The organism is Aerosakkonema sp. BLCC-F183 (genome assembly GCF_041929145.1).
Lineage (GTDB): Bacteria > Cyanobacteriota > Cyanobacteriia > Cyanobacteriales > Aerosakkonemataceae > Aerosakkonema.
The window spans coordinates 99340-115454 of the sequence record NZ_JBHFNU010000015.1 but is presented as its reverse complement, the minus strand read 5'-3'; the positions used below and the strand labels follow the sequence as shown (position 1 = coordinate 115454).

The window sequence follows — 16115 nt, the reverse complement described above, 5'->3', positions numbered from 1 at the left end:
CGAGGCAGAAATGTTTAACAAAACTACCAACTCACGCGAGAGATTGCAGTGGATCGATCGCACTAAAGGTCTAGCAATTTTGGCAATTCTTTTTTTCCATTTCTTTCAGAACTATCCCGAACAAATTAACATTGTTTCTATGTTAAATAGAAATGGAGCCCGTCTGGGATACGCAGCAGTAGATATATTCTTCGTGATGGCTGGTTTTAACACAAGTTATGTACTAGCATCTCTTATCCAAGATGGCGGCAAAATTAACTGGACTGCTTGGTTAAAAAAAAGGATATTACGACTTTACCCTACATATTTACTAGCCGTTTTATCTACGATTTGTATTTATATAATATTCAACCAACTTCATATAAAAAATCCTTTAAATTTTGCCCTAAGCGCTGTAGGGCTGGCGGGATATAAATTTCAGGATATCAACCAAGGTTTCTGGTTTTTCACCGTAATTTTAGAAGCTTATCTACTAACCCCTTTAATTTTTTACGTCTGCCGCAACAAGCCAAACAAAATTTTAGGTTTAGGAATTTTAATTGGTTTGCTAACCAAGCTTGCCTGCCTAGCCGTGGGGCATAAGTCTGAGTTTTACTTATTTTTGCTACAGAATAATTTTATAGGTAGCTACTTTTTTCAGTTGTGTCTGGGTTTGTATTGGGGATTCATTTACGCCAGCAATAAATCTTTTAGAAGAACTGATATAAATATATCAACAATTGTTTTTATTGTGGGGCTGATGCTTTATATAGGGATGGCAATTAAACATATAAATATTATATATATGCTAGGATTCGATATGGCATTTACACCGTTCTTTTTCGTGATGCTAAGCCTTATCCTAAACAAGGATAATCATAATCGCTGGTTAACCTATGGGTTAAGTATTTTGTCGATTATGGGTATATACTCTTACCAAATTTATCTAATTCACCAACCGTTGTTTATCACGTTACTGCATTATTTAAACAAGCGCATTAAAATCGATCAATATCCTAAGCTTTTTTTTGCTTTGATTATTACGGGAGTTGTGCTGATAGCTTACATAAGAGCGTTCGTATGGATAGAAAAAGTTATGATAAGAAAAATAGAAGCAACTGCTGCTAAGCAGAATTAAAACAAGATAAATGAGATATTACCAACATGAGGATTGTCAAAAATGGTTTTACCTTTAATTTCTGTAATTATTCCCACCTACGGACGTGAAGAGCCTTTGCAAGATACGCTCAAAGATGTCATCAATCAAGATTATCCAGCTTTTGAAGTGCTGGTTGTTGACCAAACCAAAACCCATAAACCAGAAATTCAAGCTTATCTCGAACAATTGGCAAATGAAGGCAAAATTAATTGGTTTCGCGTCGATTGGGCGAGTTTGCCAGGTGCGAGAAACTATGCGGTTCGTCGCGCAAATGGGGAAATTATCCTATTTATTGATGATGATGTTCAACTACCAGCAGGGTTTCTCGCCGCTCACGCTCGTAACTATATCGCAGGCGAGACGCCTGCGCCACAAGATATTGCGCCACAAGATATTGGGGCGGTAGCGGGACGAGTATTCGATCGCATGAAAATGGCAGATGCAGGTGAAGGTTTTGCGATCGAATATTTGCCTCCAGAAGCGAGCGACCCCGGCATCGCCTGGTACTATATAGACTTGGTGCATACCGTCAAACCCCAGCAAGTCATCTCTGCAAGAGGCTGCAATATGTCCTTCCGCCGCGAGATTTTTACGAAGTATGGATTGCACTTTGATGAGCGATTTATGGGTAGTGCGGTACGGGAAGAATCTGACTTTTGTTTGAGACTCAGACAGACAGGTTATAAAATTTGGTATGACCCAGAAGCCCACTTGGTTCATTTAGGTGAAGAAACTGGAGGCTGTCACGATATTAGTACGCGATCGCTCAAATATCAACTCACTTTCTATCACAACCACTTTTTGATGGGATTGAAAAATCTTACAATTTCACAACAACTGCGATTATTTGCTCGCTTATTTGACTGTCACGTTCTCGGAAATCCGCCTTGCAATAAAAGCGGTTCTCCCATCAAAATACTCAGCCGCGCTGGTTTCTACATAATGGGTTTTTTCAAAGCTTGGGGTACGCTTATCCAATCTATCTGGAATGACGGTCAAATTTATACTCACAAAGATATGGGTAATGGGTAGTTGCTTATTTCAGATTGCAGATTGCAGATTTATGGCAAAAATTTGCGATCGCCCCATAACCTATTTCATATTTTAGATTGAAAATTGCAGATTTATTAAAATTTGAAATCGGAAATCTAAAATTTTAAATTACCCTCTCGATCGATGAGCAAAAAATGAAAATTTTAGTCGCTAGCCATACCTACATCGTCGATATCAACCGTGAAAAGTTACGAGCCTTATCTCGTCTAGAACCTGATATAGAAGTAACTGTTGTAGTACCGCGACGCTGGCAACCGGGCGGCGTCCAAAATAAGATAATTGAAACGGAATTTATCCAAGAAGAATCGTTTCAAGTAGTGCCGATTTCTAACTTCAGTCAAAACAATCAAGGACTGCTTACTTTTGGAACAGATATAATTACTTTATTGCGCCGATTTCGTCCCCAAATTATCCAGGTAGAACAGGGAGCGAAGGCATTGGCATACGCTCAATTTATTACCCTAAATAAGCTGTTGGGGCTAAAATCTAAAAATTTGTTTTTTACTTGGTGGAATCTGCCTTATCAATTAAAATTCCCAGTATCTTTGTTGGAAGCATATAATCTTGGTAACACCGATGGAATTATTGTCGGCAATCAAGATGGGGCTGAAATTTTAAGACAACGCGGCTATAAAGGGCAGATTTCGATCATGCCGCAACTGGGGGTTGATGAAAAGACTTTTAAACCTCAAGCGCAACCGGAATTGGCTGCAAATCTGGGTATTGAATCGACTGATTTTGTGATAGGATTTGTGGGCAGATTTGTAGAAGAAAAAGGTTTGCTGACTCTACTAGAAGCAATGGCTGGGTTGCGCGATCGCACCTGGAAATTACTACTACTAGGTCGTGGCCCTTTGCAATCTGTGTTGATAGAACGCGCTGCTGAATATGGAATTAAGGAACGACTCATTTTGGTGGAAAGCGTTCCTCACGATGAGGTAAATAAATATATCAATTTAATGAGTACTTTAGTGTTACCATCCCAAACAACATATCAGTTTAAAACTTTAACTGCTGTAGGCTGGAAGGAACAATTCGGTCATGTTTTAATAGAAGCTATGGCTTGTAAAGTGCCGACGATCGGTTCTGACTCTGGCGAAATTCCTCACGTAATTGGAAAAGCTGGTTTGATTTTTCCTGAAGGCGATGTCTCGGCTTTGCAAAATTGTATTTTGCGCCTGATGGAAGAACCGGAATTAAGGGAAAATCTTGCCAATATGGGTTATGAAAGAGCTATGAATGAGTATACCAATCAAGCTCTAGCCAAAAAGTTGTTAGACTTTTATAAGCAAGTTTTATAAGCATTGTCAACCCAATTTTTAATCCTTTGTTTTCATGCGGATTCTCCAAATTATCCCTTCAATTTCCTTGGTTTATGGTGGCCCCAGTCAGATGGTGTTGGGTCTTTCTGCTGCTCTGGCCCGATCGGGTGTAGAGGTAACAATTATTACTACGAATTCCAACGGAGATGCTGGGCAACCGCCGCTAGATGTACCGTTAGACCGTGCGATTGAACAGGATGGCTACCAGATTCGGTACTTTCCCTGTGCCCCTTTTCGCAGGTATAAATTTTCTCTCGACTTGCTGAAGTGGTTGAGTCAGCACGCTTCGGAGTTCGATTTAGCGCATATTCACGCGCTATTTTCGCCAGTATGTTCGTTGGCGGCGACTGTGGCGCGATCGCATCACCTACCCTACATCTTACGTCCTCTGGGCACGCTTGACCCAGCCGACCTGCGTAAGAAAAGGCGATTAAAGCAGATTTATGCAGTGTTGTTGGAAAAGCCAAATATAGCGGGTGCAGCGGCAATTCACTTCACCAGCAAGCAGGAAGCCAAAGTTTCCGAACGATTTGGCGTAAAAACGCGGGATTTGGTGATACCCTTGGGTGTGACAGCAGAGGGACACCCCACCCCCAACCCCTCCCCGTCTACGGAGAGGGGAGCAAAGGTCGAGGGGCACAGGGGCACAGGGGCATTTCGGATCGCAAATTCTCAATCGCCAATGCTTTTGTACCTATCGCGAATTGAGCCCAAAAAAGGGTTGAATCTGTTGATTCCAGCGTTGGAAAATCTTCTAGCTGAGGGTATAGATTTTCATTTTGTCTTAGCTGGTGCCAATCCGCAAGACCCGGATTACGAAGCGAAAATTAAAGCGCAAATTCAAGCTTCGCCGCTGGGCTCTCATACTACCATAACTGGATTTGTTGGGGGCGATCGCAAAGCATCATTACTGCAAAATGCCGATTTATTTGTATTACCTTCTTATTATGAAAATTTTGGTATTGCTGTCGCAGAAGCAATGGTCGCCGGAAAGCCCGTCGTCATCTCCGATGGAGTTTATATCTGGGAAGATGTCCAAAATGCTGAAGCCGGTTGGGTTTGTTCTTTAACAGTAGAATCTCTGACCGAAAAATTGCGTTTGGCGCTACGAGATGAAGGGGAAAGAAAGCGCAGAGGTTTAAACGCGCAAAAGAATGCCTTGAAAGAGTATAGTTGGGATGCGATCGCGCAACAAACCATTCAAGCATATCAGGAAATTTTGTCATCTACTGTTATAAAAAAATAGAACACAAGCAAGATAAATCAACCTATATCAAAACTTACCTTCCCTGTATGGAAGAGTCTTTGAAGCTATGCACTCAACCTCAACTACTCATAACTGATACTCTGGGGGCAGGCGCACCACGTAACATTCCTTCTGTGCTGAGATCCTCGTCTATCTCTTCCCAGTGAATACCGTAACCTCCACCAGAGACTTCCCACTTCGATCGTTGTTCGGGTGTAGCATGAAGCAGTCTCGGATACCAAACCAGTGGCACAGCAATCGTTCTACCGTCCATTAAATCGACACCGATCGTATCTTCTGTAAAGTACACATTCTTAACTCTCTCATCCGCTCGAATCGCCAAAATACCCATACCATGCCTCCAAAAGCCTCTCTTGATTCTCTTGTACCATTGACTGCAATTTGCGAAGTTCTTTAGCACTAAAACCAATATTATTTGCCAAGCTGACTGATTCTAGCCAAAATTTAGCTGATGAATCATCGCGATCGATGTGTACGTGCGGTGGCTCGTTCGGTTCGTGACTGTAAAAGTAGAATCGGTATGCTCCTATTCTTAAAACTGTCGGCATTTTTCAATCTTACACGAAACATATAGGCTCTGACCAGTCAGTGCATCTGAGGGCTGATACAAACTTGTTACCCTATAAATTTAAGTAAGTACTATCCTCATTACTCATTACTAATCAGTCATTAGCCATTAGTTATATTTTTACAAATAACCAATGACCAATGACCGATGACCGATTGACCAATTAGCTATATTGCTCTTTCGACTGAGCTTCCGGATTCAGATTAAACAGCGTATGCAGAGTCTGCATTGCTTTCCTTCTAGCCTCAATATCCTGCTGCGCCCGCAATTGCACCATTGGGTCGTGCAGAATTTTATTGATAATCCCCCGCGTCAGGGCTTCGATCACTTCTTGATGTTTTTCCGCAAATTCAGTACCCAATCGAGACAGCGCTTTTTCTAATTCTTGAGCGCGGATAGTTTCCATTTTGTCTCGCAAGCAACTGATAGTAGAAACAGTTTCCAAACTGCGCCACCACACATCAAAAGCTTCGACTTCTTCTTCCAAAAGAGCTTCCGCTTCCTTCGCCATTTGTCGTCGGCTTTCTTGATTTTGCGCTACCACCGCCTTCAAATCGTCAACATTAAAAGCGTGGACATTGGACAGCTCGTTTACATCCGCATCCACGTTACGCGGAACGGAAATATCAAACAACATCAAAGAGCGATTAGGTTCCAAAACTGCTTCCAATTTGGCGCGATTTAATAGCGGTTCGGTAGCAGAGGTACTGGTGAAAACTATATCTGAAGCTGCGATTACCTGCATCATTTCTGATAGCGGGTGAAGTTGCAATTGCACCTCATCAGCAAACTTATTTGCCAATTCTTCACATCGTTGCATGGAGCGATTCAAAATAGCTATTTGATTTGCCCCTTTGCTAATCAAGTGCTGTACCAATAGCCGCGACATTTTGCCAGCACCGAGAATTGCCACTCGACTGGCTGCTAAATTCGGCACTTTCATCTGCGCCAACTCCACCGCAGCAGAGCTGATAGATACAGCACCGGTGCCAATGCTAGTTTCGGTACGAACTCGCTTACCAGCAGTGATGGCTTGATTGAGGAGTCGGTTGAGGATACGTCCGACGCCTTTGTACTGCTGGCATACTTTGTGAGTATTTTTAACCTGCGCCAAAATTTGACCTTCCCCAAGCACCAGGCTATCCAAACCGGCAGCAACCCGCATCAGGTGCATAACAGCATCTTCATGCAGCAACATAAACAGGTGCTTACGCAGGTCATTTACGGGCAATCTACTGTAGTCGCAGAGGTACTGACGTACTTCTGAAATTCCCTGTTCGGTTTCATCGGTGACGATGTAAATTTCCAGACGGTTGCAGGTGCTGAGAATGGCAACTTCGTCAATATGGGGATAGCTAGTAAGTTGCGCGATCGCACTTTGGGTCTGCGCTTCTGGAATGCTCAGTTTTTCACGAATTTCTACTGGTGCTGTTTTGTGGCTTAGCCCTACGACTGCAATATTCATTTGCTAATGGTTAATTGCTAATGGTTAATTGCTAATTGTTTGTTGTTCGTGTTTATGGTTCGTAGTTCATTGTCGTTAACGATGAACTGCGAACCATAACCATTACCTAATGACTAGCGTAATTGCAGGCTCTTCGGTTGATCGAACATATGGATGGTATCCACAAAGCGAGCTGTCCGCGACTGGCTGGAAATTACCAGACTCTGCGTCCGCGCCCCACCGTGGAAGAACCGAACGCCTTCCATCAGTGGGCCAGGGGTAATACCGGAGGCAGCAAACAGGACGGTATCGCCGGAAGCTAGCTCTTCGGCGTTGTACACTTTGTCGGGATCGTTAATTCCCATTTCCTTCAGCCGTGCGATGTTGCTTTCTTTGCTTTCGCCGATCAGTCCGGTTTTCACAACATCTGGATCGTAGATCAGCTGTCCTTGGAAGTGTCCTCCCATACAGCGCATAGCAGCTGCGGAGATCACACCTTCTGGTGCTGCCCCAATGCCCATGAGGCAGTGGACGTTCGTTCCGGAAAAAGCACAGGAAATGGCGGCATTAACGTCACCATCGCTGATCAGTCGCACTCTGGCACCAGCTTTGCGAATTTCCTGAATGAGTTCTTTATGACGGGGGCGATCCATCACTACTACTACCAGTTCCTCAATAGAACGATTCATACATTCAGAGAGGATTTTCAGGTTTTCGGTAGCTGACTTATTAATATCCACATGGTTTTTAGCTACCGGGGGAGCCGCTAGCTTCTTCATGTAGAAGTCGGGGGCAGCAAACAAACCGCCTTTCTCGGAAATTGCCAGTACTGCCATCGAGCCATTTTGACCGTATGCGACCAGGTTGGTACCTTCGCAAGGGTCAACGGCAATGTCAATCTCAACAAGTTCGTCAGGGTTGCAATAGCTTTTCGCATCTTCGCGGGTGCAGATGCCCACTTCTTCCCCGATATAAAGCATGGGGGCTTCATCCCGTTCCCCTTCCCCAATGACGATGCGGCCCCGCATATAGATTTTATTCATCCGTTCCCGCATCGCTTCTACGGCCACTTCGTCAGCCGTGTTTTTTTCGCCTTTGCCCATCCAACGAGCAGATGCGATCGCTGCTTGCTCAACTACTTCTATAATCTCCAGACCGAGCGTAGTTTCCAACACGGCTTCTGTCCTCCCGACTGCTTGATTTTGCTAGGTTTCATCTGCCTGTAACAGTTCTTAAGTCTATCAGAGGAGGGATCGCTGTGCAGAGTGGTCTTGCCAGAAGCCGTGTTAAGTTTTGCTGCTGGGAGTTTTTTCGCGACGATCCCAAGAGTCTATCCGAAAAAGTGCATTCGCGCCAAAATGTTATTTTGGTGGAAAACCGTAAATTACCCTAATTTATCGATGGCGAGGAACTTCACGTGATTGATATTGGACTTACGCATATCGCGCTTCCCGTCTCAGATATTGAGCAAAGCATCAACTTCTACGCTACTTATGCACAAATGCAAGTGATTCACCGTCGCATTGATGCAGGAAGAGGGGTTGCTGTTGCTTGGCTGAGCGATCGGACTCGACCCTTTGCGATCGTTCTGATTCAAACCGATTCGGTAGATCCCATTCTCTCTCCATTTGCTCATCTTGGCGTTGGTTGTCACAATCGTGAATCGATGGATGCGCTTTGTGAGAAAGCTCGTCAGGAAGGCGTACTCATTGAAGAACCTAAAGATTCTGGCCCTCCAGTCGGGTATTGGGCATTTTTGCGAGATCCAGACGGTCACACGCTGGAATTATCCTATGGCCAAGAAATTGGTCTTACAGTCGATCGAACAGAGAATGTTTAGTACAAACTTAATGCGTTCGGGCGATATCTCCGCGAGTTTCGCAGGCCGATTGCAACGTGGAAAATCGCGATATTTTTCACCATAACAAACCTACAAATCGGTACAATTTATCTGAAAAAGTAAGACTTTGAGAGACTTACTTAACTTTATAAAAATATGTTTTACAACCTCGAAGGCTTTATTTTTAAAGATGATATACCGTAAATAAAGTCACCCGCTCTTTAGGAAAACTAAAATGCTCGACTTGCTCAACTCTATTCTAGGACGACACCCCGAACGCATCAAAGCGAATGTCGAAATCTACACCTGGCAAACCTGTCCTTACTGTATCCGCGCTAAAATGCTGCTTTGGTGGAAAGGCGTCAATTACACCGAATATAAGATTGATGGCAACGAAGAAGCGAGAAACAAAATGGCCGATCGCGCCAACGGACGCCGCACAGTACCGCAAATTTTTATTAATAATCAGCACATAGGTGGATGCGACGATATTTATCAACTCGACAGCAATGGCAATTTAGACCCATTACTAGCCCAATCAGCGACTTAAAGCTAAAATGCGTCCACGCAGGTGGACTTAGTTTGTATAGCTCCAGACTTTAGTTTGAGGGCTGAGAGCAACATTTTGTTATGACAATTAATAATCCTGTCTATCTAACTCACCGCAAATGGATGAGTAGAGCGTTAGAACTGGCACAAGCTGCGGGTGAAGCCGGAGAAGTACCGGTAGGAGCCGTTATCGTTGACAGTGATGATAATTTAATCGCAGAAGGCGAAAACCGCAAACAGCGCGACAAAGACCCCACAGCACACGCCGAAATTCTCGCGATTCGGTCTGCTGGAAAAGCTCTCCAAGACTGGCATCTCAACCGATGCACGCTTTATGTTACTCTAGAACCCTGTCCTATGTGCGCGGGTGCGATCGTACAAGCCAGAATTGGGTTGTTGGTTTATGGAGTAGACGATCCGAAAACTGGCACAATTCGTACCGTTGGCAATATTCCCGATAGCGCTTGCTCAAATCACCGCTTATCCGTAGTAGGTGGTATCTTAGAATCTGCCTGCCGTCATCAGCTGCAATCTTGGTTTGCACAAAAAAGGCAATCTAGGAGCGAAACCTTGCGCGAGGAAAACGGCGGTACATAACGACAGATTAGTAGCGATGTTTCGCCTTTAAGAACAAAAAGCGATCGAGAACATAGTTTTGTTTTAGTTTGTCCTTGCCAAAGCGATCGCACCCCTCATAACCTAGCCTCATTCGCCGCGCGATGACACCCCTAGAAGTGTCCCTTTCATAAACGACTACTCACCATAGAGAATTTACGGTGGAGATTAAAGATACTTTGATATAGTTACTCACCGCCGCTATGATGATCCCGCTCGACTCTTCTGCAAAAACCCTTGTCAGCATAACACCGAAAACAGTGACAGCCGTTACATCCAGCGTTGCACCTTGGTTCAGTCAATTGGCTTATCCCTTGGGACGTCACACGATCTTACCCTTTTATTTTGGTAAGATTTCGGTGACCGGGCGGGAAAATTTACCCACAGAAGGGCCGGTTATTCTCGCACCTACCCATCGCTCTCGTTGGGATGCCTTTATGGTGCCCTATGCAGCAGGTCGAGACATCACCGGGCGGGATCTGCGGTTTATGGTTTCTGCTAATGAAATGACAGGGCTGCAAGGCTGGTTTGTCCGCCGTTTCGGAGGTTTCCCCGTTGATACCGAACATCCCGCAATTAGCAGTCTGCGTCATGCAGTTGAACTACTTCAACAGGGGGAAAGCCTGGTTTTATTTCCAGAAGGCAATATCTTCCGCAACAATCAAATCAGCCCGCTCAAACCAGGTTTAGCCAGAATAGCTTTGCAAGCAGAATCAAGCCAACCCGGTTTGGGCATAAAAATAGTACCTATAAGTATTAAATATAGTCAGCCTATTCCTTACAGAGGCTGCAATGTAGAAATTAACATCGGTTCTCCTCTCAGTGTGGCCGAATATCGCACGGAAACGGTCAAAAAAGGCGCACAACGTTTAACAGCTAATCTTGAAGCTGCTATGCGGGATCTCCACGAAAGTTAGCACCGCTATCCGGAAGTCACCCACGAGATCGGAAGTACTTGAGTACCTGACGCTCAAAGAAGTTTTGACTGAGTGACTTTTGACTGAGTGACTTTTGACTTCCCAGTATGAGGCGATCGCACAAATTTTCGGTGATAATTTTTAGATTAGTTCCCTTAAATACCAATCCACTTTCACCTGGGAATGCTAATATACTCCGAAGTCAATGTCCATCCCGTTTGTGCTAAGACGCAAACTTAGTTCATGGTAGTTTCTCAAACTGTTCGCTTGCTCCCACTGCACAGCTTTACATTCCTATCTCTCCTGGCAGCTTTGAATGTGCTGGCACCATTGCAAGTCCTAGCACAGCAATCTTCTCCGCCCTCTCTTCCCAACCAGGCAGAGCCTTTGGAAGGGACAGATACCAACGAGCTGCGTCCCCTGACTCAAGATAACAGTTTGCTGAGCCTACAAGGCGGGCAGCGTCTGATGAGTGAAGCTAGTAACGCCGTTTCCACTCAAAATTATGCTCTGGCAATCAAAAAACTCCAGGAAGCTCGTCAGGTTTTTAACCAGTTGTCCAACTTTTATCAAGACTTAGCTGCCAGTTTTTCGGGGATCGATAATCGCATCTCTGATGGCCAAAGGCGCAAGGCTGTAGAAACGGCGCAAATGCGGGATGAGGCAACCTATCAGCTCGCGCTGGTACACCGGGCCCAAAATCAGCCCGAATTAGCTGTACCTTTGCTGGTGCAAATTATTCGCTCTCAAAACCCGACTCGCGACTTGGGTAAAAAAGCTTATCAGCAATTGTTAGAATTGGGATTTGTAGATTCTCCTTACCCCAGAGCGAACACCTCGTCTTCTTCGTCAACTCAATAGTTAACTACACTTATAACTAAGGGTTGAATCTTTTTTTAGCAAGAGGAAAAGAATGATTAGTCCGGTTCAGGTTGAAGCTATGATTAAGGCAGAATTGGCTGATGCACAAGTTCAGGTTCAAGACCTGACTGGCGGCGGCGACCACTATCAAGTGACGGTGGTTTCCTCTTTATTTGAAGGCAAGAGGCTTATTCAACAGCACCAGATGGTTTATGCTGCGCTGCAACAAGCTATGTCTTCAGAAGCTATTCATGCTTTGTCGTTGAAAACCTACACTCCCCAAGCTCTGAAAGCTACTCAATAGCTCTCTACCTCAACTGACTGGCGTAGGTTAAATTTGTATGTTGTTAAGCACAACTACGCTAAAAAATACAAAATAACAAAGCATTGGCTCTCTCCGCACACTTTTGACGATCGCACTGAAGAACTATGACACCAGAACTGAAAGAAAAAATTGACACCTTGGTAAAACACCACAAGATTTTAGTTTTTATGAAGGGCAACAAGCTAATGCCCCAATGTGGTTTTTCCAACAATGTGGTTCAGATTCTCAACACATATGCAGTTCCCTACGAAACTGTGGATGTGCTTGAAGATTACGAAATTCGTCAGGGAATAAAAGAATATTCCAACTGGCCAACAATTCCCCAAGTTTACATTAATGGAGAATTTATCGGTGGCTCGGACATTATGATCGAGCTGTATCAAAAAGGTGAATTAAAAGAGTTGCTAGAGGTTGCTTTAGCTTCCTGAAGCCAGGTTTCTTGATTAAAAATACTGATTGGATTCGTTTTAGTTAGAAATCCAGTCAGTATTTTTATTTTGCTGCCGAAAATTACAGTTGAGAATAAAAAAGTTTTTCTTAAAAACTGAAATAAGCAAGTAGGAATTCTGTACCTGTATGCCGTTACTCAGCATTATCTACAGGTAAGACCTTAAAAAATTTTTTTGGCTAACCCAGGGATGCAAATCCTAAAAAAAGCATCAGTAGTAGTCCGATTGCGGTTGGGGTTGAGGCATTTCAAAATTAGATGGATCGTATATGTAACGTGTAACTTCCTCCTCCAAACGGTTGATGCGATATGGCTCAAGTGCGTTAGTATGGCGCAGAGCAGCTATATAACCGTCTAAATACAAACGCAAACTGTCATATCTGTAGCCCCGATTCCACATATCGACCAGGGCGTCGGTAAGTTTTTGGTAGTGCCTAATCGTTTGAGTGTCCTGAAGCATGGTCGTAAGTTGAAATCGTCTGGTGTTTAAATATATTAACGCCTGCCGTCAAAACCAGCTTTGATTTTGGCTTTTTGGTGGAGGCGATCGCGCATTTTGGCTTCATCTACACGACCTACAGGTTAAGTTATAGGGCGTGCGATCGACCAAATTTCACCCTGTTGAATCTCTCAGTCAATCGGTTGCTATACTTAAGCAATTTAAAAATTGCTGTAATTATCCGCTGACTTTAGCTCTCACGCGATTGTTAATCACAAGTTTGGGCTTAAGGCGATTCAAACTGGATTGCTACGTTACCTTCATTTTAGCGAGTTCGAGGGTAAGTCCTTACCCCCTGTTGGGTATGTCGGTTGGCATAACCGCAAACAGATAACAGGTGCAGTGTGCCAGCATTTGACGATATAAAGCAAAAAAAGCCGTTGTTTTGGTCGTTACTGGTGATTGCCCATCTGTAGAAAACTGGTTGGTAGCGAGATGACGTAACCTGTACTAAGGTAGAGGCGAAAATATCAAAATAATGGGACGATCTCAATCTCAACGATCGCCCAATGGTACTGAAAAATGAAAATACAGTTCGGTGTCAGGTAGCAATCGCTACAAAATTCTCTAAACGGCTCTGTTAACTTGAATCTAACAAAGGCAAGGAAAGCAAGCCTCCGTGGGATCAGTAGGTATTCAAATCATTGAAGGAAATCCGCATCTGCGATCGCTACTCGGTTGGCACTTACAGCAGGCCGGATACCGAGTGTTCCAAGCCGCCAGCCTCTATCAAGCGCGGGAAGTGTTTCATCTGCGTCAACCAACATTGGTAATTCTCGACTCCGAACTTCCCGATGGCGATGCTAATGAGTTTTGCGGCTGGCTGCTGCGACAGCAGAGGCCATACATTCTCATGCTGTCTGCCCGCAACACCGAAGCGGATATCGTCGCCGGTTTAAAAGCAGGGGCAGATGATTACCTGACCAAGCCTTTTGGTATGCAGGAGTTCCTGGCGCGAATTGAAGCGCTCATTAGAAGGAACAGAATGACACTACCGCCGGCTTATCTGGATTATGGGGATCTGAAAATTGACTTGGTGCAGCGTCGCGTCCGCTTTAAAGAAGAACTGGTCGATTTGACACCCCAAGAGTTCAGTTTGCTGTATGTCTTGGCGCAGGCGGACGGACTGCCCCTCAGCCGTTCTGAATTGCTGCACAGAGCTTGGCCCGATGCGATCGACAATCCCCGCACGATAGACACTCATGTTCTCTCGCTGCGGAAAAAGCTGGAAACCGATCCGCGCCAACCCAGTCTAATTCAAACAGTCCGCAATGTCGGCTATCGCTTTAACCCGGAGTTTCTTAGGGGGTCTGTTTCTTCGCTAGATGAAACCGACCATCACCAAAGACGCTCTGACCATTCTGTCGCCAAAATGGTCACAACATAAAGCCATTGCGGGTGAAATTCAAAAGTCAAAAGTTAAAAGTCAAGAAATAGAAAATGGAACTACTTTAACCTAAGCATAGGGGGCGACTTCTATGCTTAGTAGTTTAAAGCCATTCTTCAGCTGCTTGTTGTTCCAATCGCACAAAAGTTTCGCGCAGGTTACTCCAATCTACCCGATCGGCTTCTAACTCTTCAATTAGCTCGCCCTGCTGGAAATGCAAAACTTTCGTGCAAAACTGCTGTGCCAAATCCAGCTGGTGATTGACCATTAAGATTGTCATTTTATTTTCTTCAGCCAGCTGGATCGAAACTCGCAGGAGATGAGCGGAACGACCCGCATCCAGAGCAGAAGTAGGTTCGTCTAATAATAAGATTTTAGGTTGGATTGCTAAGGCACGAGCGATCGCTACCAGTTGTCTTTGACCGACAGAAAGTTGCATCTCAGTCCTTTCCAACCAATCTTCTGGGATGTGGAGGCGTTCTGTCCAGTAGTTAAGTCGTGCCTGAATTTCTTGTTGTGGTAGACTTCGGAGTAGGAGGGGATATGAGATCGCCTCCCGAACGGTCATCCCCAAAAGCTTCGGTTCTTGCAGCACTAAAGTGACTTGCTGGCGTAGCTGGATAACTGGAATTTTTTGGATATCCCGATCTTCAAAGTAAATTGAGCCTTCGCTGGGTGTACTCAGGCGGTTTAACAGTCGCAAAAGAGAAGTTTTCCCGGCACCTGATGGCCCAACAATGGCAATGCGATCGCCTGTAAATACATCAAAAGAAATATTTTTAAGTAAAAACTGCAAACCTAGAGGAGCTCTCAAGCTCACCTGAGTTAGTCGTAGTTGGCGAATGTCTGTTGTTGGCAAGGCTACAAATTACTGATTAATTAACCTATTATTTAATACTGATTGACAGCAGTCAAAATCGTCCAAGCATCAATTAAAAGCAATATCAGCGTGACCGCCAATAAAATTAAATACATCCACGGTTGAGCTAGAGGGCGAATATTTGTTGTATCGATTCCTGTTTTAGCTTCTACCTGCTTTACCATCCGAGCAAATCCAACGACGCGCATGGGTAGCAAATAGCCTTTTCCGGATTTACTGACAAAATAGTAAACCAGTCCTCCTTGACCTGTAGTGCGACATTTCAAATCTTGCACTTCTGACCAAGGTAGCGACCAACCTTTCCGAAAGAAGCTTGGTACCCAACGAGGGTATGTTACCCCGATCGCTTGCTCATCCAATATAACCCGCTCGCTCAATGCGCCATAGAGAGCGATCGCCCCTATGCCGATTCCCAACCACAGTAGCATGGGTGGCACTGGAGCATTTGTCACCTGGGCCAGAAACGGTAAAGGTACGGTCAGCGATACGTATAAACACAGAAGTGTCAGCCGGATGAGGGGAGAAATATGGAAAACCGATGGTTGATGTGCTGGCCCGTCGTTCGCGCTTGAAGAGTAGGTATCTGTCTGGGATTGCAACTGATTGACTGGGTAATCTGACACGGAAATATATTATTCTTTGTGCTTAGCCTTCTCATCTAGTTTAGATGACGGTTGCGTCGAAAATAGCGAAGCATCTTAGTTTCTTGTCGCTTCCAGATTACGCTACAACAGCATCCCAGCTGTGAATGACGCAGACGCGAATTTTGGCGTGACTCAGTAACCTTTGGATTTGATGGATTGGCATGGTCGCGATCGCGCAATCTTTTCCAGAGACTCTGCGAAGCTCAGACATCTGCTGGCGATACCGAGCGGCGTCACTGCGGTTGAGGAAAATCAGGGAGTAATTACCTTGGTGAGATTTTTCTACCACCGGCAAACCGTCGCCACCAATAACGAAGAAACCCAATGCCAAAGGAGAGTAAGACATATTTACACCATG

21 protein-coding genes are annotated in these 16115 nt (G+C 44.6%); 12 read left to right on the top strand and 9 right to left on the bottom strand.

Going from position 1 to position 16115, the window contains the following annotated elements:
• Positions 1-10: 10 nt before the first annotated feature.
• From ACE1CD_RS02800 to hpsP, 4 genes are all read left to right on the top strand, one after another.
• Positions 11-1117, top strand: a complete 1107-nt coding sequence (locus ACE1CD_RS02800) for an acyltransferase family protein (RefSeq protein WP_374821440.1) — start codon at positions 11-13, stop codon at positions 1115-1117.
• Between the two features lie 42 nt (positions 1118-1159).
• Positions 1160-2170, top strand: coding sequence for a hormogonium polysaccharide biosynthesis glycosyltransferase HpsN (hpsN, locus tag ACE1CD_RS02795; RefSeq protein WP_374821437.1), 1011 nt, complete (start codon positions 1160-1162; stop codon positions 2168-2170).
• Between the two features lie 155 nt (positions 2171-2325).
• On the top strand, positions 2326-3492 hold the full coding sequence (gene hpsO / locus ACE1CD_RS02790; RefSeq protein WP_374821433.1) for a hormogonium polysaccharide biosynthesis glycosyltransferase HpsO: 1167 nt from the start codon (positions 2326-2328) through the stop codon (positions 3490-3492).
• Between the two features lie 34 nt (positions 3493-3526).
• On the top strand, positions 3527-4759 hold the full coding sequence (gene hpsP, locus ACE1CD_RS02785) for a hormogonium polysaccharide biosynthesis glycosyltransferase HpsP (RefSeq protein WP_374821430.1): 1233 nt from the start codon (positions 3527-3529) through the stop codon (positions 4757-4759).
• A gap of 79 nt (positions 4760-4838) precedes the next feature.
• Here the strand turns inward: hpsP and ACE1CD_RS02780 are convergent, their stop codons facing one another.
• The 4 genes from ACE1CD_RS02780 to glpX form a co-directional block, all read right to left on the bottom strand.
• Positions 4839-5111 carry a DUF2442 domain-containing protein gene (locus ACE1CD_RS02780; RefSeq protein ID WP_374789407.1) on the bottom strand — a complete coding sequence of 91 codons (273 nt, stop codon included), beginning with the start codon at positions 5109-5111 and terminating at the stop codon, positions 4839-4841.
• Positions 5083-5328, bottom strand: a complete 246-nt coding sequence (locus ACE1CD_RS02775; RefSeq protein ID WP_374789409.1) for a DUF4160 domain-containing protein — start codon at positions 5326-5328, stop codon at positions 5083-5085. Before ACE1CD_RS02775 ends, ACE1CD_RS02780 begins: the two co-directional genes overlap by 29 nt.
• A 183-nt stretch (positions 5329-5511) precedes the next feature.
• Complete coding sequence (locus ACE1CD_RS02770) at positions 5512-6813, bottom strand: glutamyl-tRNA reductase (RefSeq protein ID WP_374789411.1); 1302 nt, start codon at positions 6811-6813, stop codon at positions 5512-5514.
• A gap of 113 nt (positions 6814-6926) precedes the next feature.
• The gene (gene glpX, locus ACE1CD_RS02765) at positions 6927-7967 is read right to left on the bottom strand and encodes a class II fructose-bisphosphatase (RefSeq protein WP_374789413.1); all 1041 of its coding nucleotides are present in this window, start codon (positions 7965-7967) and stop codon (positions 6927-6929) included.
• A 242-nt stretch (positions 7968-8209) separates the two neighbouring features.
• Here glpX and ACE1CD_RS02760 point away from each other — a divergent pair, with 242 nt between their 5' ends.
• From ACE1CD_RS02760 to grxD, 7 genes are all read left to right on the top strand, one after another.
• The gene (locus tag ACE1CD_RS02760) at positions 8210-8632 is read left to right on the top strand and encodes a VOC family protein (protein ID WP_374821427.1); all 423 of its coding nucleotides are present in this window, start codon (positions 8210-8212) and stop codon (positions 8630-8632) included.
• A 235-nt stretch (positions 8633-8867) separates the two neighbouring features.
• Positions 8868-9182 carry a glutaredoxin 3 gene (gene grxC, locus ACE1CD_RS02755; RefSeq protein WP_374789417.1) on the top strand — a complete coding sequence of 105 codons (315 nt, stop codon included), beginning with the start codon at positions 8868-8870 and terminating at the stop codon, positions 9180-9182.
• Between the two features lie 80 nt (positions 9183-9262).
• The gene (gene tadA, locus ACE1CD_RS02750; protein ID WP_374821424.1) at positions 9263-9778 is read left to right on the top strand and encodes a tRNA adenosine(34) deaminase TadA; all 516 of its coding nucleotides are present in this window, start codon (positions 9263-9265) and stop codon (positions 9776-9778) included.
• 224 nt (positions 9779-10002) lie between these two features.
• Positions 10003-10713: a lysophospholipid acyltransferase family protein gene (locus ACE1CD_RS02745; RefSeq protein WP_374789553.1), complete on the top strand. Its 711-nt coding sequence runs from the start codon at positions 10003-10005 to the stop codon at positions 10711-10713.
• Positions 10714-10956: 243 nt separating this feature from the next.
• Positions 10957-11574, top strand: coding sequence for a hypothetical protein (locus tag ACE1CD_RS02740; protein ID WP_374821421.1), 618 nt, complete (start codon positions 10957-10959; stop codon positions 11572-11574).
• A gap of 52 nt (positions 11575-11626) precedes the next feature.
• Entirely contained in the window at positions 11627-11878 is a 252-nt protein-coding gene (locus ACE1CD_RS02735) for a BolA family protein (RefSeq protein ID WP_190463499.1), read from the top strand.
• 125 nt (positions 11879-12003) lie between these two features.
• Entirely contained in the window at positions 12004-12327 is a 324-nt protein-coding gene (grxD, locus tag ACE1CD_RS02730) for a Grx4 family monothiol glutaredoxin (protein ID WP_374789423.1), read from the top strand.
• A 231-nt stretch (positions 12328-12558) separates the two neighbouring features.
• On the opposite strand, the gene ACE1CD_RS02725 is transcribed toward grxD, so the two are convergent.
• Both ACE1CD_RS02725 and ACE1CD_RS02720 read right to left on the bottom strand, forming a co-directional pair.
• A complete protein-coding gene (locus ACE1CD_RS02725) occupies positions 12559-12807 on the bottom strand; it encodes a DUF6761 family protein (protein WP_190463495.1) in 249 nt (82 codons plus the stop codon).
• The gene (locus tag ACE1CD_RS02720) at positions 12782-12913 is read right to left on the bottom strand and encodes a hypothetical protein (RefSeq protein WP_374821418.1); all 132 of its coding nucleotides are present in this window, start codon (positions 12911-12913) and stop codon (positions 12782-12784) included. The genes ACE1CD_RS02725 and ACE1CD_RS02720 overlap by 26 nt, the downstream gene beginning before the upstream one ends.
• Before the next feature lie 552 nt (positions 12914-13465).
• On the opposite strand from ACE1CD_RS02720, the gene ACE1CD_RS02715 reads away from it, so the two are divergent.
• Positions 13466-14233: a response regulator transcription factor gene (locus tag ACE1CD_RS02715; protein WP_374789426.1), complete on the top strand. Its 768-nt coding sequence runs from the start codon at positions 13466-13468 to the stop codon at positions 14231-14233.
• A 103-nt stretch (positions 14234-14336) separates the two neighbouring features.
• Here the strand turns inward: ACE1CD_RS02715 and ACE1CD_RS02710 are convergent, their stop codons facing one another.
• From ACE1CD_RS02710 to ACE1CD_RS02700, 3 genes are all read right to left on the bottom strand, one after another.
• Entirely contained in the window at positions 14337-15092 is a 756-nt protein-coding gene (locus ACE1CD_RS02710) for an ATP-binding cassette domain-containing protein (RefSeq protein WP_374821415.1), read from the bottom strand.
• Positions 15093-15124: 32 nt separating this feature from the next.
• The gene (locus ACE1CD_RS02705) at positions 15125-15640 is read right to left on the bottom strand and encodes a hypothetical protein (protein ID WP_374789555.1); all 516 of its coding nucleotides are present in this window, start codon (positions 15638-15640) and stop codon (positions 15125-15127) included.
• 193 nt (positions 15641-15833) lie between these two features.
• Positions 15834-16103, bottom strand: coding sequence for a hypothetical protein (locus tag ACE1CD_RS02700; RefSeq protein ID WP_374789429.1), 270 nt, complete (start codon positions 16101-16103; stop codon positions 15834-15836).
• Between the last annotated feature and the right edge of the window lie 12 nt (positions 16104-16115).